Raw genomic sequence first — 20675 nt, 5'->3', positions numbered from 1 at the left:
TCAGTACCATCACCATGGCGCGAGTATCCACCACCCGACCACCTCCCGCGGGCCAGTTCCAGCGAAAACCCATCTCAGCGCCCGGTGACTATGTCGTCGAACGCTGCGTCGGCGTCGAGCTCGCGGCGTACGACGCCGGACGAGACCCGCTCGATGCGAGCGTCGAGGGTGCCGCCACGGCCGTCGGCGTCAAGGCTGAGGTGGCCACCGATGGACATCCCCTGCAGCGCCTGTCGCAGAGCCCCGACCGAGCGCCCGCCGCTGGTGGAGGCGATCTCGCCGCTAGAGCGGTAGACACCGCCGCGGGCGTTCCAGAAGACCTTGCCGCCGAACTGGCCGACGACCTCCTCGGCGATCGCGCGGGCGCGGGGTCGGCGGTCGTCGTTGGCGAGGGGGAGGTAGGCCTCGCCCCCGGTCTCGCGCTCGGCCCAGATTCGGACGGGGCCGCCGGTGGCGACCTCGGGGAGGTGGCGGTCCGGCCGGTCGAGGCCGCCCTGGGCGTACGCGGTGACCGAGGGGAACAGGTTGCCGCGGGCAGACTCCATGACGGGGCCCTTACCTCCGCCGGTGACGGTGCGGCGGGTGACCCACACGTTGACGGTCTCGTCGGGGATGTTGTTCAGCCAGCCGCGCACGGCGTTGATCTGTCCCAGGACGCCGCTGGCATCTACGTTCACGCGGGGAGTCGGGCGCATGGCGTCGAGCTGGCCGCCAGCGCGGAACAGGTCGGCGAAGGCGCCGTCGGCCTCGGCGGTCTTCGCGTCGACGCGGGGCTTGGGCACCATCAGCCCCAGCTGATTGGCCTTCTCGAGGGTCCGCTGGAGCTTGCGGTCGGCCTTGGAGGTGTCGGCGTCGACCTGGGGCTTCGGCTTCTGCTTCCCGACGAGCCCGAGCTTGTCGGCAAGGTCCTGAGCCCGCTCGATGGGCATCCGCATCGAGGTAGCCACCTCGATGAACTGCTTGCGTGCACCCGACAGGAACTCGACCCGCTTCATGCCCTTGAGCGACTCGGACGCGGCCAGCGCGGTGGCCGCGATCCCGTCGAGTGCCGCCTCGTTCGCGCGGCCCTTCTCGGTGGTGCGGTCCAGAGTGCGGCCGTTGTCCTCGAGCGAGGCACGGGCGTCGTCGATCGCAGCCTGGAACGCACGCCACTTCCCGCGGTTGCCGAGCACATCGCTGAGCCGCTGCAGCGAGGCGGAGTAGTCGTCCGCGCCCAGCGATGCGATGCGGAAGGCGTCAGCAGACTTACCCAGCGGCCCAAGGAGGAAGTCCTCGATGCCGCCACCGGCACGGCGCGCGTCCTGCTCCCAGGCCCGGTCCATCCGCAAACCAGCGATCGCGGCGTCCAGCTTGTTGATCTGCTTGACCTCGTTGTTGACGATGCCGTCCATCGCGGCCGGCAGCGTCTTCCAGAACTCCCACGGCTCGATGTCGGCGATCTCGGCGATCTCGCGGCGCACATCGCGGTACCGCTTGATCATCGTGTTCAGCGACTGCGACTTGATCGCCTCGTCGGTGGTTCGGGTCTCCTCGGCCATCCGCTCCTGTGCGGCAGCGAAGTCGAGGGCCAGGCCGATGCCGCCGCCGATCGCGGCACCCCAGGGGCCGGCGATGGAGCCCATGAGGGCGAGGCTCGTGGTGTTGGAGAGCCCCATGGAGTCGCTGACCCCGGACATGGCCAGCGCCAGGCCGCCACCCAGGGCCGCTGACTTGAACAGGGTGGGGGCAGCGGTGCGCGCGAAACCGGCGACCGAGGCCCGGGCGGCAAGGGTCTGCTTGGAGGCGAACTTGGCGTCCTGGCCGAGGTACTTGAAGTAGGTGCCGACCTGGCCGATCGTCGGCGCTGCGGCACGCATGTCCTTGATCGGAGTCACGATGTTCGCCTGGATCGGGGTGGCGTTCTTCGTCTTCATCCAGATCGCGTTGGCCCGGTTGAAGGTCGCCATTCCGGCTGCGGCAGCGATGAGGACAGTGCCGGCGTCGGAGTCAGCGATCAGCGAGAACGCCTCGGCGATGCCCTCGATGGCCTGCAGCGACGGGCCACCGAGCGGGGCTGCGGCCTGCACTAGGTCCACGACCGCGCCGCCGAGGGCACCGACGGTGTCGGCGACCTGAGGGCCGTTCGCGGCGACGTAGTCGAGGAAGTTCTCGAACCCCTCGGTCTGGTCCAGGCGGGTCGCCCAGTCGTCGAAGGACTCGGAGGCGTCGCGGGTCCAGTCGATGAAGTCGCTCTCGAGCGGGGAGAACGCCATCCACAGCTCGGAGAGGCCGTGGCCGAGGTTGCCGACGGAGTCGGCGAGCCCGTCGATGTTCTCGCGAGCGTTGTCCTCGAGGAACCCGAAGAAGTCGTCCCAGCGGGCTCCGTTCAGCGACGCGGCGCCGCCAGCGATCGCGTCGCCGGTGGCGTCGGTGACCTCGGCGATGATGGCCTTCAGCTCGGGGAGCCGGTTGTCGAAGACATCGAGGGCCGTGTTGAGGCCGGGCATCAGCCCGCCGGCGGCGGTGATGGTGAGCTGGCTGGCTTCGTCACGCAGGGCCTGCAGCTTCCCGACGAAGTCGCCGGCGTCGGGGCCCAGGTCGCGCATCGCGTCGCGGGCGGCCTGCAGGTTCTCCACCGTCGGGTCGAGGCGGGCCTTCTCGATGGCCTCGAGCGCGTCGCCGACGCCCTGGAAGGCCAAGACGGCGCCACCGGCGGCGATGACGCTGAACCCGAGCTGCGAGGTCAGCCCGGCCAACGCCGGCACCGCTACGGCACCGATCGGGACGGCAGCCGGGCCCACCATGGCCAGCAGGTCGACCAGGATTCGCGCGCGGCCCGAGAACCGGTCGAGCTCCGAACCGGAGTTGTGCAGGTCGCGCCCCAGGGTGCGGACATCGGTGTCGAGCGTCCGGACCTGCACGCTGCCCACGCGCATCGAGGTGGCCATCGACTTGGTCGAGGCGTCGATCGACTTCAGGCGGGTGTCGACCTGCTTGAGGTCGACCTGACGGAACGCCTTGTCGGTCTCGGCACCGGCACGGCGCATGTCGGCGATGTACTTCGCGACGTCCGCCTCCATGCGGACGGTCACGGACCGGACGGTGCTGGTCATCGAGGGCTCCTCTCAGGCGCTGCTGCGCGGGTGGCTCAGGCCTCGGAGCCGGTCAGCGCTGCGAGGTCCGCACGGGCCTGGTCGAGCTCGCCGTCGATGCTGGCGATCCGCTGCCGCAGTCGCGCCTCGGCGTAGGTCTCGTCGTTCTCTCCGGGGGTGTGCAGGCCCTTCTGGCGCTGGTAGTCCGCCAGGCGCCCGGGCAGGCCGTCCCGTACCTCCTCCAGCTCCTCGACCTGGCGCCGCAGCGCGGCCACCGAGTCCAGGAACGCCGGAGTGTGGACGAGCGCCTCCGCGCCCCGGACACACTCCGGGTAGGCCTCGGACCGGCTCAGCCCCCACGAGCTGATCATCGGCCTAGGGTCCCGCCCGGCCGCGAGCTCACGCAGCACCGACAGCTGCCTACGAGCGACCTGCGCCTCCGCGCGCATCAGCTCGCTCTTCGGCACCTTGAACGTGGGCGGGCCGCCCATCCAGACGACGTCCCGGGAGAGCTGCTCCTGCACATGGACCTTCTCCGTCACGTACGGGCCCTCGTGGGCCTCCAGTTGGGCGAGGAGCTTCCGGGTCTTCGCCTCGTGTGCCTCGATCCGCTCCTGCACGCCCGCCAGCGGTGCCTCGAGCCGGTCGGCCTCCGCGGCCAGGTAGGCCGACTCGGCGAGCACGATCCGGGGCCGCTGTGCGGTGATCGCCTTGCTGGCCAGGGTGATGCGCGCCTGCAGCTGGGCGATGGTGGTGGCGATGTGCTCCTCGGCGTCGGGGTCCTCGAGCAGCTCGACACCGGCGCGGCCCTGGAGGGACTCCAGCTCGTGCTGCGCAGCGGCCAGCTTCGCCTCCCACTGGGCTAAGCGGCTGCGCTGCTCCTCGACGTCGGCGCGGGCCTGGTCGACGGCGCCGTCCAGAGTGGTCGCGTCGGTACTGCCGGTGATCTCGGTCGTCATCACGAGTCCTTCCGCGTGTTCTCGATGACCTGCTGGACGTCGACTGCGCCCCGCACACGTGCCGGCCAGATCTCCTCGTCGACGATCACCTCGAACGCCGCGACATCTAGGGCACCGCTCTCGTCGAGGACTGCATCGGCCATGAGCCCGCGCTTCGTGGGGCGGTTCAGCACCACCTGCGCCTCCGAGCAGCGGCGGTCGATCACGGCAGCCGCTGCCTCGGCCAGTCGCAACCGCGCGACCTCGACCTCAAGGGCGCTCGTGCGCCTCTGCTCCGCAGCCAGCGACTCCGAAAGGTCGATCGCCCGGCGTGCCTGCTCCTCGAGGTGCTGCAGCGCAGCCTCCTCGATCCTGATCCGCTTCACGACTGGCCGCCCTTCGCCGCGGCTTCCTCGATCGTTTTCACGAAGGTGCGGCCATCGGGCGACATCACCTGCCCACCGGGCACCGTGTCGGCGCTTCGCGCGGCCTCCTCAAGGCGACGACCCACGGCAGCGATCCGCTCCTGCTGGGCCGGCGCGATGGGCATCGAAGCCCCGTCGAATCGGTACCCGCCCGCCAGCGACGTCGCGACGTCGACGAAGCCGAAGTACGACCCCGACTCCATCAGCTCCGCGCCGCGGCGTGCCTGCTCATCGGTGAAGCCCGCCTCGCGGAAGTGTGCCGCCACGTCGGGCTTGGACTCTGCAACGGACTGCAGGCCGAGTGCCTCGTCGATCTCGTTCCAGTCGATGTTCCTGGTCATGCGCTCCTCCTGCGCTCAAGTTCCTGGTCCAGCGACCAGTGGGTGACCTGATGGGGAACACGACCCGGGCGCAACGTGGCCAGGCGATCGCTACGGATGAGGTTGACGACCTGTCGCTCACCCACGCCCAACACCTCCGCTGCTTCCCGGGTCGTGACCCAGCGTCCACCCCCTGCGGACTGCTCTGACTCTGCCGCCTCGACCGCCGTCGGAACTTCCGCGCTTCCGTTGCACGCCTGCGCCAGCACTTCCGTTCGATCCCGAGCCGCGTTCCGCGTCGTTCCCACGAAGATCCGCAGCGCCGCGCTCAGCTGCCGGCCGCCGCCCGCCTGGAGGTCCCGCGACCGAGCCTCGAGCAGCCGCAGCCAGTCGGCGTACTCCCGCACCAGTAGCGCCGCGACCTCGGGCGGCACGATCCCCCACGAGAGGTGATCACCGGGCCCGACGCCGCTCACCGGGCACCATCCGTCCACCCACGTCGACAGTCCACGCACACCCGCCCGGTCAGCACCAGCGGACTGCCCGGCAGCGGGCGTGCCACGACCAGCCGCACCTTCGGCGCCAACGCCCGCCCACACACCTGGCACCCCACCGGCAGCGCCCCCGGGTGACAGGCCGGGCACTGCAGCACGAACGACTGCGCCCCACCAGTCGGCACCAGCCCCACCGTCGGGCGCCCCTGGCCATCGACGAGCACCAGCCGGCCCTCAACCTCGGGCCCGTCCTCGAGGTGCTCGCAGCGACCAGCCAGCCCGAGCCGCTCCCACTGGCCCAGCTGGACCACCGCCGCCTGCGTCCACGGCGCATCCGCCGGCACCAGCAACGCACCAGCCGCCGTCGCCTCCCGCACCCACGCCATCGCCGTCGTCACCGGCCCACCTCCCGCCGCTCCCGCTCGTTCAGCCCGCCCCACACACCCACAGGCTCTCGGGCAGCCACGGCGTAGGCCCGGCACAGCTCCAGCACCGGGCACCAGCCGCACGCCTCCCGCGCCTCGTCCTGCCGGGCAGCCTCCGCCGGCGTCTTCCGCGACGCCGACCACGCCCCCGGGTCCTCCACACACGGCACCTGCCGCCGCCCCATGCGACGGATCGCCCGCTGCAGCTCCAGCCACCCCGTCGCTGCAGCCGGCGCGAGCGCCACTGTTGGCCAGGCGTGACCATTCGCCGACGCGGTGTCCGTGCTCGGCTCTAGCGTTGCGCTCAACGCCGCCACCCCCCAGGAGAACCCATGACCGACGACGCCTTCAGCCCGTGGCGCCCCGCCGACCTGCTGTCGTACCTGCGCGCCTTCGCCGACCACGTCGACCAGCACGGGCACGCTGACCGGGACGACGTCGCCGCCCGCCTCGACATCACCGACGCGAACGCTGAACGCGCCGAGCGGCGCCTCATCGACCTCGGGTGCATCACCAACTGGCCCGGGACCGGTCGTCTGGGCGACAAGATCCAACGAGTCCTCACCGGAACGGGCACCCGCGCCCTCCTCGCCGACGAGCTGCCACTATGACGCCGGAGGCCGGCATCGCTCTCGTCGCCCTCGCCGTCACGGTCGGCGTCGCCGTCGTCACCTGGCACAGAGCCAACCGCGCCGATCGACACGCAGACCAAGCGCTCGAGTTCGCGCACGCAGCCGAAGCCCGAGCCGACCGCCTCGAGCGACTCCAGCTCGAGCGACGCGACGTCCGATGGGTGCAACGGGATGCACCACGCACGACAATCTCGTTCCTCAACGCCGGTTCCGACCCGGCCTACGATGTCCAGCTCATCGTGGACTCCGTCACTGGGCTCTTCCCGCGCCGCACCCAGTCGCACGGCAACGTCGCGCCCGCAGAAGTCATCACCATGAACCTGCAGGCAGAGGCTCAGGCCGAGCTCGACGCTTTGAACGCATCCCGAGTGGCTGGCAGCGTCCTGCCACGACCGGTCACGGTCCAGGCCAGCGTCACCTGGCAGTCCGCCCTGGGCGTCCCCGCCTCGTACGAGTTCGACCGCATCACCACCTGACCACACGCCCCCACCACCGAGAGAGCCCCCGTGACACATCCCCTGCCCGAACAGTGGACAACTCGCGACCTGCCGGCACTCATCGAGATCGCCCGCAACCGCAAGATGGACGGACGCCAACTGCAGCCGCACATCGAGACGACGCTCGGCATCGACGAAGACGACGTCGTCGACGCCATCGAAGCGCTCGAGGACGGCGACTACCTCGAAGCCACCTGGATCAACACCATGGGCGGCAGCATCCTCAGCGCCGTGAAGCTCCGTGAGCGCGGCCGGCGCGCGGTAGGCATCTGGCCCGGCGGCGAGGGCGTGGACGCCCTGGTCGACGCCCTCCGCCAGGCCGAGGAGACCACAACCGACCCCGAAGAAAGGACGCTCATCCGCCGAGCGGCCGGCGCCCTGACCTCCGTCTCCCGCGACGTCATGGTCGACGTCATGGGCGCCGTCATCGCCCGCCAGGCCGGCGTCGGCTGAGACCCGACGCTCCACCCGACCAGCACCCGCACCGCCGACCCTGTGGAGACCCCCATGCCCGAATGCCGCCACTGCGGAGCAGCCGTCGCCGACGAGAGCCGCCACCGCCGCTGGCACGACGCCATCGCATCCGACGTTCAGAAGATGCAACGCACCATCCAGCGGCTCGAGTCCGACGTGCGAGCCCTCCAGCACTGACGTCACCGGCCCCCTCACGGCAGCCGCCAGTCAGTCAGCGAGGGGAACCCGAACATCTGGCTGTCGAGATGCGAGTCCCGGAACTGCTGGTACGCCTCGAGCCCGGTGGTCAGATCGTCCTCGAGGATGTCCTCCATGGTCACAACCCGCGCCTCGGGCACGGGCACCAGCTCGCCGGCCATCAGCGGCTGCAGCGCCATCGCGAAAGCCATCGCCACGTCGTCATGCCCGATCCGATCCGGCACCGCGATCCGCATCACCCCCGAGTCCGTCGTCTCGAACTCCAACGCCCGCAACTGCTGCAGCAGGCTCGGATGCCGCGGCAACAGCAGCCGCTTCTGCTGGATCAGCAGCCGTGCGAACCCGAACAGGTCCTGCTTCAGCTTCGCCGTCGTCGACAACGGCTCCACCACGTCACGCCCCGTGTCCTCCCACAGCCGCCGCGCCAGCACCTGCGTCGACATCTGCCCCACGCCGTTGGTCTCCGAGCACAGCCGAGCGAACGCGAACCCGCCCCGGCCACCGAGCTCGACCAACCGCTCGATCCACGCCTCGTAGCTCGTCCGGTACCGCTCCTCGATGAACCGCACCGCGTACCGCGTCCGGCCGCGTTCGTCAGGCTCCGGCAGCGCAGCCACGACCACCAAAGCATGCGCGTCGCGCTGCATGCCCCAGTCCACGCCACCTGAGACCGGGCCGACGCTGGCCAGGGAGCCTGGCTCCTCTGGGTCCAGCAGCGGCTCCTCGACCGTGACGGCGTCGATCTCGTCGGAGTCGAAGTACGACCCGGTCGCCCCCGTCCACTCCGCCATGTACTCGCGGGCGAAGTAGTCCGGGGCGTTCCGCTCCCGCACCCCCTCCAGCCAGTGCGCATCCACGAACGGCGACACCGTCGAGGGCCAATGCCACGACGACACCTCCGCATCCGGCGCCTCCATCCCCTGGCGCCACAGGTCGTGGAAGAAGTGCCCGGGCCCACGCCAGGGCGACGACGCCACCAACACCCGCGACCCCGGCCGCGCACCGATGGTGGGCTCGGCCGACTCCCACACCGACTGCTCCACGAACCCGGCCTCGTCGATGATCAGCAGGTCCACGTCCGCCGATCGAACCGCGTTGACCGACTGCGTCACCGACTCCAGCACCGACCCGTTCGACAGCGTCAACGTCATCACCTGGTCGTCCTCGATCGACGTGCCCGACACCGGACCACGGGCCATGCCCGCGATCTCCTTGTGCGTCCGGACCACCGACGTACGACCCGCCGACACCAGCAGCACCCGCGACCCCGGCACCGCGAACATCCGGTGCAACGCCAGCACCCCGAACACCCGCGTCTTGCCCGCACGGCGGCCAGCGCACAGCACCCGGTACCGCGCCTGCGACGTCGCCACCTCGAGCTGGTGATCCCACAGCGGCTCCCCCAAGATCACCCGCGAGAACACCACCGGGTCACGCCTCGCAGCATCGAGCTGCTCCAACGTCAGATCACCCATCGCCCTCTCCCTCCTGCTCCGTCGCCTCATCGTTGACCGCACGCACGGACGCCGAGCCGCCATCACCCGACGCCCCGGCCGGCAGCCGCCCCTCCTGCTCGAGGCGGTGCAGCATCGCCATCGCCGTCGCTACATCGGCCTGCGCCGCAGCACCCTGCGCCACGTGCTTCCCCAGCCGTGCAGCACTGACCGGCGTCAGCCCCAGCCGCGACCTCGACGACGCCGCCCGCGACTCCGCCCGGTGCAGCAGCAGGTACGCCGAGCGCACCGACTCGCTGGTCAGGTCCCCGATCCCGTCGCCGGCAGCCTCAGCCCGGGCAGCCAGGTACTCGCTCAGCAGCTGCACCTGCGCCTCAGCCCGACCGAGCGCCCACAGCTCGGCGCGGTACGCCGCAGCCTTCACGTGCGCCGGCGTGTGGTCGTCGGCGAGCAGCAGCTCGACGAACTCCCGGGCCAGCGGCTCCACCTTCCGTGGCGAGTACGCGCCATGCGTGGTCGGCGACAGGGTGTTGCCCGGCGCGAACGGCGGCCGCTGACCGGGGAACGCTGGCGTCCAATCGGGGCTCATCGAGGCCACCAACCGATCGCCTGGCGGAGTGCGAATACCAGCACTGACCCGACCGGGTAGCCCATCACGATGCCGTGCCCGACGTCGTGCCGGAAGCGCGCTCCCCGGGTGCGGGGCCTGGGCGCCCAGCCCAGGTACAGCCAGTCCTCCGACGACGCCGCGCGCATCGCTTCCTCATCGGCGTCTGGCCACGGCCAGTCCCCGATCGGCACCTCCTTCTGCGAGATGCCGTGTCGCCAGTGCCGGTACTGCCGAGGCGGCGGCAGCAACCACCGGCCGTCCTCGAGGTACGGGATCTGGTCGCCGTCCGTGGCGGTGAACATGGCTGCGACCGAGCTTCGCTTCTCAGCCACGGACACCACCCCCAGCGACTGCCACACTCGAGGGATGAAGCGGTCCTTGAACGCCGACCTTGACGACACCACCTGCTCTGTCGCCACCTGCCTCGACGTCGCCGACGTCATCGGCACCGCGACCGTGCGCCTGCCGCTCCTGGTCGGCGTCCCCGAGGGCAACCGAACCCTGATCCTCGAGACCCCGCTCTGCGTCGAGCACGCCCACCTGCTCCGCATGGGCGTCGACTCCTGCGCCTTCGATAGCCGCCTCACCTGACGCGGCGCCCGTCGCTGCCGCCGGCTGGTAGGCAGGGCACGCCCACCGGGCGAGCACGATCGCGAAGCTGAGCGTGCTTCGCCGCGCAGACCACTCGACGGCGGCCGCATCCCGGTGCTCGGCCAGGTCCGCCGCCACCCGACAGGCTGGACAGTGCGGCGCCTTCCGCCGTGAACCGGTCATCACCGACCACCCGCCATCCGCTGGGCCCGCCGGCGAGCACGGGCCGCCTCGCGAGCCACCGCTGCGCGTCGCTGCCGCACCTGCCGCGCACGTGCCCGGTGCCGCGGCCACTGGTCGCCCGAGCGCACCCGCGGTCCGCGCATCGACGGGGTCGACTCCCCCGGCCTCATCGAGACCACCCGGCCACGCTGGCGGCGCGCCCCTCTCTCGGCATCAAGAGGCCACCCGCCTGACCTGCGCCGACAGGCCACGTGCGTGCAGCGTGCGTGCACCGGCTCGAGCTCGCCACGCCCGCCCGCCTCGCGCCCCATCGCTGTCCCCCAGCCTGGCTCGACCACGCGTGCGGGGAGCCTGCAAATCGCGAGGTCGACGCCCCCTCACGGACCGCGCCTCGAGTGGTGGTGTTGGGGGTGTCTCGTGGGGGTGTTTCGTCTCGGTGTCTCACCGTCTCACTCCTAAGGGTCGTGAGACGGGTGAGACGGTAGTGAGACGACGGTTGAGACGGGTTGAGACGGTGTGAGACACCGCAGGTCAGAGGGGGTGTGGGGTGTTGAGACGGGGTGAGACGGGGCGTCTCATTCATGGTGGTCCTCCGGGGTCGGTGTCTCACTGGGTTCTGGGGTGGGTGATCCGTCTTCTGTGATGGGTGGGATCTCCCAGTAGCCGGCCTTCTTGGTGCCGGTGTTGGTGATCTGGCCGAGGTCTTCGAGGGCGGCGAGTGCGCGGGCGAGGGTGGCTTTGGCCATGCCGGTGGCTTCGCGGAGGTCGGCGGGTCGGGCGCCGTCGCGGAAGGTGTAGCGCAGGGCGTCGAGGACGGTGAGCTGGTGCTCGTTGCTGACGGTGGGGGTGGTGCCGCGGGTGCTGTGGCTGAGGGTGAGGGAGCCGAGGGTGCGGGTGGCCGTGAGGTGGAGGATGCGGCCGTCTGCTCCGTCCTTCATCTTGGTTAGCTCGAGGGCGAGGGTCATGTCGTCGCGCTTGGCGGACCACACGAAGTCGGCGTCGTCTTCGATGCCCGAGTACCCCCGCGTGTCGTGATCACCCTTGTCCGTGTGGGCGACGGTGAGGACGCTGCCGCGGTCGGTGGCCTGCTTGATCTTGTCGAGGTTGTCGATGACCAGGCCCATCTCGCTGCTGTTGCCGTCGGCGGCGCCGGAGACGCGGCGCAGGGTGTCGACGATGACGAGGCCGTAGCCGCCGGTGGTGACGTGCTCGAGGAGGTGGGGGAAGGCGGGGCCGGGGGTGTGGAGGTTCAGGGCTGTGGCGCGGACGGTGAGCATGTGGGCGGGGACGCTGCGCTGCCACGCGTACTCCCAGGCGTCGATGCGGGAGCGGAGGCCGTGGGCGCCCTCCCCGGCGATGTAGAGCACGCGGACGGGGTCGGGGGTGTCGTGGCCCTGCCAGGTCTTGCCGGTGGCCAGGGAGCAAGCCCAGTCGATCGCGACGAAGCTCTTCAGCGACTGGTCGCGGCCGCGAAGGATGCCGTAGGAGTGCCTGGGGATGACGCGCTCGATGAGGGGCTCGGGGGTCTCGAGGGTGTCGAGGGCGAGGCGGTCGAGGTAGAGATCGGCGAAGTTGGTGTCGGTGGCCTTCTCTGCCTGCACCCGGGCGCGTGCGGCCTCGAGGATGCGGAGGTCGTCGGCCTTCCTGGCGATCTGCGTCTGGAGCCAGGACTGGTGGTTGGACTCCTCCGCTTCGGCGTCGAGCTGGGCGCGCACGTCGTCGGGGATTCTGCCGTCGGCGCCGGGAGGGTCGGCTGCCATCGGAATGTCGTCCCAGGTGGGCATGGCGTCGGTGTGGGTCACGCTGCGGTGCCTCGTCCCTGCTCGTCCTCGAGGCGCTGGTGGGCCTGATCGAGGCGGTGGTGCTCGTCGGGGGTGATGGTCAGCGACTCGGTTGCTGCGGCGAGGTGCCAGGTGGCGGCCCCGTCTGCACCGGTGGCGCGGCTGCGGCAGGCGACCGCGGCGCTGATCGTGCGAGCGGCGCGCGCGTCGAGCTCGGCCTCGGTGGCACGTCCGGTGTAGTCGGTCTCGCGGGGGGCAGCCCACTCGAAGAGCAGCGCCCGGCGCATCCATGTGGCGGCCCAGGCCTCCGACCAGGCGTCCTGGAGCAGACGGGCGGCGAGCTGGGCGGTGCGCTGCTGGGTGTCGGCGGGCCCGTAGTACTGGGCGCGTGCCTCGGCGAGCTGCTGCTCGAGGTCGCGGATGCGTCGGCGGGCGGGCGTGCTCATGCGACGCGGGCGGTGATCAGGGTGCGAAGCTCGCACGTCCAGCTGGTGGTGGCGCCGGGTGTCCCCACTACGTCGAGTGCCAGGCGGGCCCGCGCGGCGGAATCTGCGAGTAGCTGCAGCACTCTGAACCAAGAGGCAAGCGGCTCGTCCCCGACGATGATCTCGACCCGGGTCCCTGGCCAGGCTTGGGCGAGCTCGGCGGCCTGGCGGGCGGCGGTCTGCTCGTCGGTCGTGGTGAGGTCGAGACGGATGGTGCTGGCGACTCGCGCTGATGGACTGGTACTGACCTTGGCGGGCATGATGGTTGCGGAGCTCCTCGTGCTGGAGGGGTTCGGATCGGGTGGGCGGGCGCCGCGGGGTGGCGGCGCCCGTCGTGCTGTCCGTGGTCTGCCGCAAGGTCGAGGACGCCGGCCACGGGGGGCGTGAGTCAGGCAGCTGGCTTCGGCGGATCGTGCGGCTGGTCGGGGTCGAAGCCGACGAGCTCCAGGAGCTTGGGCACGGGGACGACGAGCCGCTGGCCGAGCCGTAGCGTCGGGAGTTCACCGCGCCGAGCCGCGGCGTACGCGGCACCGCGGCCCAGGCCGAGGTACTCCCCCGCTTCGGGGACGGTGACCGTGAGCCGGTCGCGAAGGCCCTCGATTGTGGTCATGCCGGCACCTCGGTGCGGCAGGACTCGAACCAGCGCTCCAGCTCGTCGAGCCGGTAGACCACCTGCCGGCCGTACTTGTACGACGGGGGGCCCTGCTTGCGGTGCCGCCACAGGCGCAGGGTCTCCGGGGTGACCCTGAGATGCTCCGCGACTTCGGCCGTGGTGAGTAGTTGGTCCACTGCATCCTCCTGGGATGAATCGGTACTCCATCAGGATTCACTTGGAAACGCTTGACCGCAATCCGAAACGCGTGCATTCTGTATCCCATTCGGATATTGGGAGGCAGCATGAAGGACGACAAGCTCGCCGTCGACGGTGACTGGTTGCTTGAGCACGGCTCGGCGAAGTACCTCGCTAGCAGGATCAAGGAGCTGCGAACTCAGCGCGGATGGACCCAGCCGCAGCTCGTGCGCGCACTGGCGGAGCACGGGTGCCACGTCCCTCAGTCAGCCATCTCACGACTCGAGGCGTCCGCCACGGCCGGCGGCCGGAGCATCACCGTCGACGAGGCGCTTGGCTTCGCTCGCACCTTCGGCCTCGCGCTGGAAGATCTCCTTCTGCCGCCAGGCTTCGCCGAGCGGTACCAGTGGTTCGTCGACGTCGCTGAGGGAGGAAAGCTGCGCGCCGAGTTCGAGGCCGCTGCCGAGCGGTACTTCGGTGTCGTGGACCGTCAGGCGGCCGCGGGGCGACTCGACGAGGAGTGGGCCCTACGCCTGCGCTCTCTGGCCGAAGCGCGCCGGGTCGAGGGCGTGGCACCAGACGCGAACTGGGACGCCGGGTCTGATTTGGCCTTCCTTGAAGACGTCCTCGCGAAGATGGATCAGGCTCAGTGAGCGGCGTCTTCCGTCGCTGCGGCTGTCGAGACGAAGCCGGCAAGACGTACGGCACGCTGCCCGAGCAGGCGACCGATGCCCAGCGCTCACGTGCCTGCCCGGCGATGCTTGAGGACCCGAAGCACGGCCGCTGGTCCTTCCGGCTCTCGGCCGGCTTCGACCCGATGACGAAGAAGCGCCGCCAGGTCAACGGCGGCACCTACGCGACGAAGCGCGAGGCGCAGCAGGCCCGCAACGCCGCCGCGGTGAAGCTCGACCAGGGCAAGTGGCTGGCACCGAACCGCGACACCCTCGCCGAGTACCTCGAGAAGTGGCTGGAGCGCCGGTCCCGGGTCGGCGCCAAGGGTGGCAAGCCCCTGGCCCCCACGACGCTCGAGAACTACCGCCGATACGCCGACCAGGACATCACGCCGTCGCGACTCGGGAGCATGCGGCTGCGCGAGATCCGCCGCGGCCACGTGCAGGCCTTCATCGACGACCTGACGGCCGCCGGCCGCGGTGCGGTGACGGTGCGCAGGATCGTCGCCGTCATCCAGGGCTGCCTCACCTCGGCGGTGCGGGACGAGATCATCGACGAGACCCCAGCGCGACTCCTCGAGCTGCCGGCGACCGACGGCAAGGACTTCACACCCTGGGAGGCCGCGCAGGTCGGTGCCTTCCTCGACCACGCCGCCGAGCACCGCCTCGGCTCGCTCTTCGAGGTCGCCGTCTTCACGGGGTTGCGTCGCGCCGAGCTCGTTTCGCTCGCCTGGACCGACGTCGACCTGGCCCGCCGTGAGCTGCGCGTGCGCCGTGACACCACGAAGACGGACGCCGGCCGCCGCCGTGTTGCGCTGGACGACCGGGCTATCGGAGCCCTGGTGGCCTGGCAGATCGCCCAGGGCGCCGAGAGCGCCGCTTGGGCTGCGGCGTACGCCGACAGTGGCCGAGTGTTCACCATGGAGGACGGACGCCCGCTCAAGCTGCAGTACGTGACCCGGCTCTTCGACCGGCTCCGGGCCGGGGCTGGGCTCCCGCCGATGACGTTCCACGGGCTGCGCCACCAGCAGGCCTCGCTGCAGCTCGCGGCCGGCACTCCGCTGGCCGTCGTCTCGAAGCGACTGGGCCACTCGAGCGTGTCCGTGACGGCCGACATCTACAGCCACCTGCTCGAGTCCACCGAGCACGAGGCGGCCAACGCAGCGGCCTCGCTGGTGCCGGCTCGGCGGGTCCGTGCACGCACAGTGCACGCACAAGGGGGTGAGAACGAGGAAGAGGCGGCCCCCGCTCTTCGCGGGAACCGCCTCTGACCTGCTGTTACTTCGGTCGGGCTGACAGGATTTGAACCTGCGACCCCTTGACCCCCAGTCAAGTGCGCTACCAAGCTGCGCCACAGCCCGAACTGCGCGATCCGCTGCACTGCAGCGCCTCGCGACGCGTGAACACTACAACAGCCCCACCCGAGGTCCGACATCGGCACCCCGGGCGGGACCGGGGCTCAGCGCTTGCGCTTCTCGCGCACCCGCTGGTTGATCACGATGGGGGTGCCGACGAAGCCGAACTCCTCGCGCAGGCGCCGCTCGATGTAGCGCTCGTAGCCGTCGTCGAGCTTGCCGGAGGTGAACAGCACGAAGGTCGGCGGCGCCGTCGAGGGCTGGGTGCCGAACATGATCTTGGGCTGCTTGCCGCTGCGCACCGGGTGCGGGTGCTCGGCGACCAGGCGACCCAGGAACGCGTTCAGCGCACCGGTGGGCACGCGGGTCTCCCAGCCCTCCAGCGCCTTGTCGAGGGCCGGCACGAGCCGGTCGACGTGCCAGCCGGTGCGGGCGGTGACGTTGATGCGCGGGGCCCACTGGACCTGCACGAGCTCGCGCTCGATCTCGCGCTCGAGGTAGTAGCGGCGCTCCTCGTCGACGAGGTCCCACTTGTTGAACGCGATGACCAGGGCGCGGCCGGCCTCGCGGACGGTCTGGAGGATCCGCACGTCCTGCTCGGAGATCGACAGCCCGCCGTCGAGCACCAGCACGGCGACCTCGGCGCGGTCGATGGCGATCGAGGTGCGCAGCGAGGCGTAGTACTCGTGCCCCGAGGCCTCCTTGACGCGCTTGCGGATGCCCGCGGTGTCGATGAAGCGCCAGTCGCGCCCGCCCAGCGAGACCAGCTCGTCGACCGGGTCGACGGTGGTGCCGGCGACGTTGTCGACGACCACCCGCTCCTCCCCGGCCAGCCGGTTGAGCAGCGAGGACTTGCCGACGTTGGGCTTGCCGACGATCGCGATGCGCCGGGGGCCGCCGACCTCGGCGTCGCGCTCGGGCGGCGGCTCGGGCAGGGCGGCCAGCACGGCGTCGAGCAGGTCGCCCGAGCCGCGCCCGTGCAGGGCCGAGACCGGGAAGGGCTCGCCGAGACCCAGGTTCCACAGGCCGTAGGCCTCGGCCTCGGTGCGCTCGTCGTCGACCTTGTTGGCCGCCAGCACGACCGGCTTGCCGGCCTTGCGCAGGATCCGCACCACTGCCTCGTCGGCGTCGGTGATGCCCACGGTCGCGTCGACCACGAAGAGCACCGCGTCGGCCAGCGAGATCGCGATCTCGGCCTGGGCGGCGATCCGCTCCGCGAGACCGCGCGCGTCGGGGTCCCAGCCGCCGGTGTCGACGACGGTGAAGGCGCGCCCGTTCCAGTGCGCGTCGTAGGACACCCGGTCACGGGTGACGCCCGGGACGTCCTCGACGACCGCCTCGCGACGGCCGATGAAGCGGTTCACCAGCGTCGACTTGCCCACGTTGGGCCGGCCGATGATGGCCAGGACGGGCAGGGGGCCGTCGACGAGCGGCCCCTCGGTGGGGATGCCGTCGGCGTGCTCGGTCATGGTGCTCCTAGATCGGTGACCCCGGTGGCGGGGTCGGGTTCGAGGTCTCCTGCGGGCAGGGGGCCCGGCAGCTCGCGGCCCGTGCGGGCCCGGGCGGACTCCAGCTCGCGCGTCATGTGCGTCCACAACAACTGCGAGGTGGTCTCCACTTGTTCCTTGGTGCGCGGAAAGGCCACTGCGTCGATGGTGACGGGTCGACCGAAGACCACGTGCATCGGCGCGCCCCTGCGCGGCAGCGAGCTGCTGCGCCCGCCCGGCTCACGGGTGCCGAAGAAGGAGACCGGCACCACCGTCGCACCCGCCGCGAGGGCGAAGTAGGCCGCCCCCCGGTGGAAGCGCTGGAGGTCGCCCGGGCCGCGGCGTCCCTCGGGGAAGATCCCGATCACGCCGTCGTCGCGCAGCACCCGCAGGCAGCTGCGGGCGGCCGCCACGTCGGTGCGGAACCGGTCGAGCGGCAGCTGCCCCGACAGGTGCAGGAAGCGCCCGAGGCGTCCGCTGAACATCTCGTGCTTGGTCAGGGCGTGCACCGGGCGCGGCGCGAAGATCGCCAGCATCGGGCCGTCGATCACCCCGACGTGGTTGGCCGCCAGCACCACGGGACCGCTGGCCGGCACGTTCTCGGCTCCCAGCACCTCGACGCGGTAGCGGCGCCGGATCAGCCAGCGCGACACCGGCCGCAGCGAGTGCAGCAGGAAGCGGGGCGGGTGGGGCTCCTGCGCCGTGCGGGGCGGGTCGGAGTGCGTGGTGCGCAGCCGCGGCGACGGCGCGGTGCTCACGCGGGGCTCTCCACCGCCTCGACGAGGCCGACGACCAGGTCCACGACCTCCTCGAGCGTGTACGCCGTGGTGTCGAGGTGCACGGCCCCCTCGACCATCGTCAGCGGCGAGACCGCGCGCCCGGAGTCGATCTCGTCGCGACCGCGCAGCGACCTCTCGACCGCCGCCACGTCGGAGCCGCCCTCCTCGGCGGCCCGTCGCGCGGCACGAGCCGCGGGGTCGGCGGTGAGGTAGAGCTTGACGGGCGCGTCGGGGGCGACGACCGAGCCGATGTCGCGGCCCTCGACCACGATGCCCGCCCCCTCGACCGCGGCGGCGATCTCGGCACGCTGCACCTGCACCAGCCGGGCGCGCACCGCGGGCACGGTGGAGACGGGCGAGACCGAGCCGGTGACCTGCTCGGTGCGGATCGCGACACCCACGTCGTGGCCGTCGACGTGGATCGTGGGCCCGAGGGGGTCGGTGCCGGAGTCGATGACCGGCTCGGTGCAGCGCGCGGCCACGGCCTCGGCGTCGTGCACGTCGACGCCGTGCTCGAGCATCCACCAGGTCATCGCCCGGTACATCGCACCGGTGTCGAGGTAGCGCAGGCCCAGTCGGGAGGCCACGCCACGGCACGTGCTGGACTTGCCGGAGCCCGAGGTGCCGTCGACGGCCACCACGATGCCGGTCCCGTGCGTCGGGTCGGGGTCGGTCGGCTTGGTGATCACGGGCCCGCAGCCTACCGGTGCGTCACCCAGCCGCGGGATTCCAGCGACACCAGGAGCCGCTCGCCGCTGCGCTCGTCGACCACGAGCTCGACCAGGCCGGTGGGCCGGCTGGTGTCGTGGTCGATGCGGATGTCCTCGACGTTGACCTCGCTGGCCACCGCGTCGGCCAGCAGCCGGGCCAGCTCGCCGGGGTGGTCGGGCACGGTGACGAAGACCGAGACCGTGGCCGTCGCGGGCGCGCCGTGCTTGCCCGGGATGGCCCGGGTGCCGGCCACGCCGACCTCGAGCAGCTGCTCGAGGTCGCCGCGCTCGTCGGCGCCGATGGCCGCGATCATCGCGTCGAGGTCGCCGCGCAGCTCGACCAGCAGCTCGCCCACGGCCGCGGCGTTGCCGGCCACGATCTGGCCGTAGAGCCGAGGGTCGCCTGCCGCCACGCGGGTCACGTCGCGCACGCCCTGTCCCGACAGCGAGAGGTGGTTGTCGGGGGCGCCGGCCAGCCGCGCGGCCACCAGCGAGGAGACCAGGTGCGGCACGTGCGAGATGCGGGCGACGGCCCGGTCGTGCTCCTCGGGGGTCAGCCACGCGACCACGGCGCCCACCACGCGCACCAGGTCCTCGACGAGCTCGACGGCGCCCACGTCGGCCCCGGGGTGCGGCGTGATCGCCCACGGCCGGCCCTCGAAGAGCGTCTCGGTCGCGGCCAGCGGGCCGGAGTGCTCGCTGCCCGCCATCGGGTGGCTGCCGACGTAGCGGGAGGCGTGCCTGGCCGCCGCCGGGTCCTCGAGCACGTGCGCCAGCGGGCGGGCCTTGATGCTGCCCACGTCGGTGACGACCGCGTCGGAGGCGGCGAGCGCCGCGGTGATCACGGGCCCGAGCGCGTCGGGCGGCACCGCGACGACCACCAGCTGGGGCCGGTCGTCGGGGCGTCGGGCGCGGCCGGCGCCCAGCCCGCTGGCGGTGCGCACGTGCTCGTCGCTGCGGTCGCTGAGCAGCACCTCGAGCCCGGCGCGGCGGCAGGCCAGCGCGACGGAGGTGCCGACCAGGCCGGTGCCGACGACCTCGACGGGCCCGACCAGCCGACCGGTCTCAGCCATCGGCGTCGGGCACCGAGCGCACGCGGGTCAGGTCGCTGCGCAGCGCCGCGGCGCCGTGCAGGTAGCTGTGCGTGATCTCGCCGCGCGGCAGGTCGGTCTCGACGTGCGCCATCATCCGCACCACCCGCGGCATCGACCGCTCGATCTCGAGCTCGCGGGCACAGATCAGCGGCACCTCGCCGAAGCCCAGCCGCCGAGCGGCGTACGCCGGGAACTCCGCGACCAGGTCGGAGGTGGCGGTGAAGATCACCGAGATGAAGTCGTCGACCTCCAGACCGTTGGAGGCCATCACGTCGAGCACCATCTCCGCGACCCGCTCGAGCATGTGGTCGCGCGTGTCCTCCTCGAGCTGGGTCGCGCCCCGGACCGCTCGCACCGCCACGTCTGCTCCTCCATCTGCCTCGTCCACCCGGTTGCCGGGGCCCCAGGCTATCGGGGCCCGTTGCTCACAGCTGAGCGCGGTCCAGCAGGCTGCCCAGCTCGGTGCGGGTCAGCTCGCGCAGCTCACCGGGCTGCAGCCCGCCCAGGCGCACCGGACCCAGCTCCGTGCGCGTCAGCCGGCGCACCGGGTGGCCGACGTGGTCGAGCAGGCGGCGCACGATGCGGTTGCGGCCCTCGTGGATGACCAGCTCGACGATGCTGCGCTCGCGGTCGGTGCGGCCGTGGCTGCCCTCGACCAGCCGCGCGCGGCTCACCGTCACCGGCCCGTCCTCGAGCTCCACCCCGGCCAACAGCTTCTTGATGGTGCCGCGGTGCACCTGGCCCTCGACCTCGGCGACGTAGGTCTTGTCCACCTCGTACGACGGGTGGGCCATGCGGTGGGCGAAGTCGCCGTCGTTGGTGAGCAGGATCAGCCCCGAGGTGTCGGTGTCGAGGCGCCCGACGTGGAAGAGCCGCTCGGGGCGCTCGGCCACGACGTCGCCCAGGGTGCGCCGCCCCTCGGGGTCCGACATGGTCGAGACCACCCCGCGCGGCTTGTTGAGCACCAGGTAGACGTGGGGGCTCGTGGGCGGCAGCCGGTGGCCCTCGACGCGCACCACCGCGGTGCGCGGGTCGACCTTGGTGCCCAGCCGCGTGACCACCTCGCCGTCGACCTCGACGAGCCCGGCGAGCATCAGCTCCTCGCACTTGCGCCGCGAGGCCACGCCCGACTGGGCCAGCAGCTTCTGCAGCCGCACCTGCCCGTCGTCGTCGAGCGGGATCTCGCGACCGTCGTCCTCACCGAGGGGGGC

Annotated in this window: 27 protein-coding genes and 1 tRNA gene; 6 read left to right on the top strand and 22 right to left on the bottom strand. The window is 71.5% G+C overall.

Going from position 1 to position 20675, the window contains the following annotated elements:
• Nucleotides 1-74: 74 nt before the first annotated feature.
• Genes ABKW28_RS11705 through ABKW28_RS11675 form a run of 7 tightly spaced genes read right to left on the bottom strand, consistent with a single transcriptional unit; the run spans nucleotide 75 to nucleotide 5858 of the window.
• Nucleotides 75-3092 carry a hypothetical protein gene (locus tag ABKW28_RS11705; protein ID WP_348609639.1) on the bottom strand — a complete coding sequence of 1006 codons (3018 nt, stop codon included), beginning with the start codon at nucleotides 3090-3092 and terminating at the stop codon, nucleotides 75-77.
• A 35-nt stretch (nucleotides 3093-3127) separates the two neighbouring features.
• On the bottom strand, nucleotides 3128-4030 hold the full coding sequence (locus ABKW28_RS11700) for a hypothetical protein (protein WP_348609636.1): 903 nt from the start codon (nucleotides 4028-4030) through the stop codon (nucleotides 3128-3130).
• A complete protein-coding gene (locus ABKW28_RS11695) occupies nucleotides 4030-4395 on the bottom strand; it encodes a hypothetical protein (RefSeq protein WP_348609633.1) in 366 nt (121 codons plus the stop codon). The genes ABKW28_RS11700 and ABKW28_RS11695 overlap by 1 nt, the downstream gene beginning before the upstream one ends.
• Nucleotides 4392-4775 carry a hypothetical protein gene (locus ABKW28_RS11690; protein ID WP_348609630.1) on the bottom strand — a complete coding sequence of 128 codons (384 nt, stop codon included), beginning with the start codon at nucleotides 4773-4775 and terminating at the stop codon, nucleotides 4392-4394. The genes ABKW28_RS11695 and ABKW28_RS11690 overlap by 4 nt, the downstream gene beginning before the upstream one ends.
• Nucleotides 4772-5230: a helix-turn-helix domain-containing protein gene (locus ABKW28_RS11685; protein WP_348609627.1), complete on the bottom strand. Its 459-nt coding sequence runs from the start codon at nucleotides 5228-5230 to the stop codon at nucleotides 4772-4774. The genes ABKW28_RS11690 and ABKW28_RS11685 overlap by 4 nt, the downstream gene beginning before the upstream one ends.
• Entirely contained in the window at nucleotides 5227-5646 is a 420-nt protein-coding gene (locus ABKW28_RS11680; RefSeq protein ID WP_348609624.1) for a hypothetical protein, read from the bottom strand. The genes ABKW28_RS11685 and ABKW28_RS11680 overlap by 4 nt, the downstream gene beginning before the upstream one ends.
• The gene (locus ABKW28_RS11675; protein ID WP_348609708.1) at nucleotides 5643-5858 is read right to left on the bottom strand and encodes a WhiB family transcriptional regulator; all 216 of its coding nucleotides are present in this window, start codon (nucleotides 5856-5858) and stop codon (nucleotides 5643-5645) included. The genes ABKW28_RS11680 and ABKW28_RS11675 overlap by 4 nt, the downstream gene beginning before the upstream one ends.
• A 147-nt stretch (nucleotides 5859-6005) precedes the next feature.
• Between ABKW28_RS11675 and ABKW28_RS11670 the strand changes: the two genes are divergently transcribed.
• Genes ABKW28_RS11670 through ABKW28_RS11660 form a run of 3 tightly spaced genes read left to right on the top strand, consistent with a single transcriptional unit; the run spans nucleotide 6006 to nucleotide 7255 of the window.
• A complete protein-coding gene (locus tag ABKW28_RS11670; protein WP_348609621.1) occupies nucleotides 6006-6284 on the top strand; it encodes a hypothetical protein in 279 nt (92 codons plus the stop codon).
• The gene (locus ABKW28_RS11665; RefSeq protein ID WP_348609619.1) at nucleotides 6281-6781 is read left to right on the top strand and encodes a hypothetical protein; all 501 of its coding nucleotides are present in this window, start codon (nucleotides 6281-6283) and stop codon (nucleotides 6779-6781) included. Before ABKW28_RS11670 ends, ABKW28_RS11665 begins: the two co-directional genes overlap by 4 nt.
• Nucleotides 6782-6811: 30 nt before the next feature.
• Nucleotides 6812-7255, top strand: coding sequence for a hypothetical protein (locus ABKW28_RS11660; RefSeq protein WP_348609616.1), 444 nt, complete (start codon nucleotides 6812-6814; stop codon nucleotides 7253-7255).
• A 212-nt stretch (nucleotides 7256-7467) separates the two neighbouring features.
• Here ABKW28_RS11660 and ABKW28_RS11655 read toward each other — a convergent pair whose 3' ends face one another.
• The 3 genes from ABKW28_RS11655 to ABKW28_RS11645 are packed head-to-tail and all read right to left on the bottom strand — an operon-like array spanning nucleotide 7468 to nucleotide 9840.
• The gene (locus tag ABKW28_RS11655; protein ID WP_348609614.1) at nucleotides 7468-8949 is read right to left on the bottom strand and encodes a terminase family protein; all 1482 of its coding nucleotides are present in this window, start codon (nucleotides 8947-8949) and stop codon (nucleotides 7468-7470) included.
• Nucleotides 8942-9517, bottom strand: a complete 576-nt coding sequence (locus ABKW28_RS11650) for a hypothetical protein (protein ID WP_348609611.1) — start codon at nucleotides 9515-9517, stop codon at nucleotides 8942-8944. The genes ABKW28_RS11655 and ABKW28_RS11650 overlap by 8 nt, the downstream gene beginning before the upstream one ends.
• Complete coding sequence (locus ABKW28_RS11645) at nucleotides 9514-9840, bottom strand: hypothetical protein (protein WP_348609608.1); 327 nt, start codon at nucleotides 9838-9840, stop codon at nucleotides 9514-9516. The genes ABKW28_RS11650 and ABKW28_RS11645 overlap by 4 nt, the downstream gene beginning before the upstream one ends.
• 64 nt (nucleotides 9841-9904) lie before the next feature.
• Here ABKW28_RS11645 and ABKW28_RS11640 point away from each other — a divergent pair, with 64 nt between their 5' ends.
• Entirely contained in the window at nucleotides 9905-10129 is a 225-nt protein-coding gene (locus ABKW28_RS11640) for a hypothetical protein (RefSeq protein WP_348609605.1), read from the top strand.
• A gap of 758 nt (nucleotides 10130-10887) precedes the next feature.
• Here the strand turns inward: ABKW28_RS11640 and ABKW28_RS11635 are convergent.
• The 5 genes from ABKW28_RS11635 to ABKW28_RS11615 form a co-directional block, all read right to left on the bottom strand.
• The gene (locus tag ABKW28_RS11635) at nucleotides 10888-12114 is read right to left on the bottom strand and encodes an AAA family ATPase (RefSeq protein WP_348609603.1); all 1227 of its coding nucleotides are present in this window, start codon (nucleotides 12112-12114) and stop codon (nucleotides 10888-10890) included.
• On the bottom strand, nucleotides 12111-12539 hold the full coding sequence (locus ABKW28_RS11630; protein ID WP_348609600.1) for a hypothetical protein: 429 nt from the start codon (nucleotides 12537-12539) through the stop codon (nucleotides 12111-12113). The genes ABKW28_RS11635 and ABKW28_RS11630 overlap by 4 nt, the downstream gene beginning before the upstream one ends.
• A complete protein-coding gene (locus tag ABKW28_RS11625; RefSeq protein WP_348609598.1) occupies nucleotides 12536-12838 on the bottom strand; it encodes a hypothetical protein in 303 nt (100 codons plus the stop codon). The genes ABKW28_RS11630 and ABKW28_RS11625 overlap by 4 nt, the downstream gene beginning before the upstream one ends.
• Before the next feature lie 128 nt (nucleotides 12839-12966).
• Nucleotides 12967-13188 (bottom strand): helix-turn-helix domain-containing protein, encoded by a 222-nt coding sequence (locus ABKW28_RS11620; protein ID WP_348609595.1) that lies wholly within the window; start codon nucleotides 13186-13188, stop codon nucleotides 12967-12969.
• Nucleotides 13185-13367, bottom strand: a complete 183-nt coding sequence (locus ABKW28_RS11615) for a helix-turn-helix domain-containing protein (RefSeq protein ID WP_348609593.1) — start codon at nucleotides 13365-13367, stop codon at nucleotides 13185-13187. Before ABKW28_RS11615 ends, ABKW28_RS11620 begins: the two co-directional genes overlap by 4 nt.
• Before the next feature lie 108 nt (nucleotides 13368-13475).
• Here ABKW28_RS11615 and ABKW28_RS11610 point away from each other — a divergent pair, with 108 nt between their 5' ends.
• Both ABKW28_RS11610 and ABKW28_RS11605 read left to right on the top strand, forming a co-directional pair.
• The gene (locus ABKW28_RS11610; RefSeq protein ID WP_348609590.1) at nucleotides 13476-14021 is read left to right on the top strand and encodes a helix-turn-helix transcriptional regulator; all 546 of its coding nucleotides are present in this window, start codon (nucleotides 13476-13478) and stop codon (nucleotides 14019-14021) included.
• Entirely contained in the window at nucleotides 14018-15310 is a 1293-nt protein-coding gene (locus tag ABKW28_RS11605) for a tyrosine-type recombinase/integrase (protein ID WP_348609587.1), read from the top strand. Before ABKW28_RS11610 ends, ABKW28_RS11605 begins: the two co-directional genes overlap by 4 nt.
• 16 nt (nucleotides 15311-15326) lie before the next feature.
• Here the strand turns inward: ABKW28_RS11605 and ABKW28_RS11600 are convergent.
• From ABKW28_RS11600 to ABKW28_RS11570, 7 genes are all read right to left on the bottom strand, one after another.
• Nucleotides 15327-15400, bottom strand: a tRNA-Pro gene (locus ABKW28_RS11600).
• Between the two features lie 98 nt (nucleotides 15401-15498).
• Nucleotides 15499-16863, bottom strand: coding sequence for a ribosome biogenesis GTPase Der (gene der / locus ABKW28_RS11595; protein ID WP_193668716.1), 1365 nt, complete (start codon nucleotides 16861-16863; stop codon nucleotides 15499-15501).
• Complete coding sequence (locus ABKW28_RS11590) at nucleotides 16860-17639, bottom strand: lysophospholipid acyltransferase family protein (protein WP_348609584.1); 780 nt, start codon at nucleotides 17637-17639, stop codon at nucleotides 16860-16862. Before ABKW28_RS11590 ends, der begins: the two co-directional genes overlap by 4 nt.
• Nucleotides 17636-18349, bottom strand: coding sequence for a (d)CMP kinase (gene cmk, locus ABKW28_RS11585; RefSeq protein WP_307822732.1), 714 nt, complete (start codon nucleotides 18347-18349; stop codon nucleotides 17636-17638). The genes ABKW28_RS11590 and cmk overlap by 4 nt, the downstream gene beginning before the upstream one ends.
• 11 nt (nucleotides 18350-18360) lie before the next feature.
• On the bottom strand, nucleotides 18361-19443 hold the full coding sequence (locus tag ABKW28_RS11580; protein ID WP_193668715.1) for a prephenate dehydrogenase: 1083 nt from the start codon (nucleotides 19441-19443) through the stop codon (nucleotides 18361-18363).
• Nucleotides 19436-19825 carry a chorismate mutase gene (gene aroH / locus ABKW28_RS11575; protein ID WP_193668714.1) on the bottom strand — a complete coding sequence of 130 codons (390 nt, stop codon included), beginning with the start codon at nucleotides 19823-19825 and terminating at the stop codon, nucleotides 19436-19438. The genes ABKW28_RS11580 and aroH overlap by 8 nt, the downstream gene beginning before the upstream one ends.
• A gap of 64 nt (nucleotides 19826-19889) precedes the next feature.
• Nucleotides 19890-20645 (bottom strand): pseudouridine synthase, encoded by a 756-nt coding sequence (locus ABKW28_RS11570; RefSeq protein ID WP_204797340.1) that lies wholly within the window; start codon nucleotides 20643-20645, stop codon nucleotides 19890-19892.
• Nucleotides 20646-20675 lie beyond the last annotated feature (30 nt).

Source organism: Nocardioides sp. 31GB23 (assembly GCF_040012395.1).
GTDB classification, from domain to species: domain Bacteria; phylum Actinomycetota; class Actinomycetes; order Propionibacteriales; family Nocardioidaceae; genus Nocardioides; species Nocardioides salarius.
The sequence above is the reverse complement of the archived record's forward strand: the minus strand, read 5'-3'. Positions and strand labels throughout refer to the sequence as shown.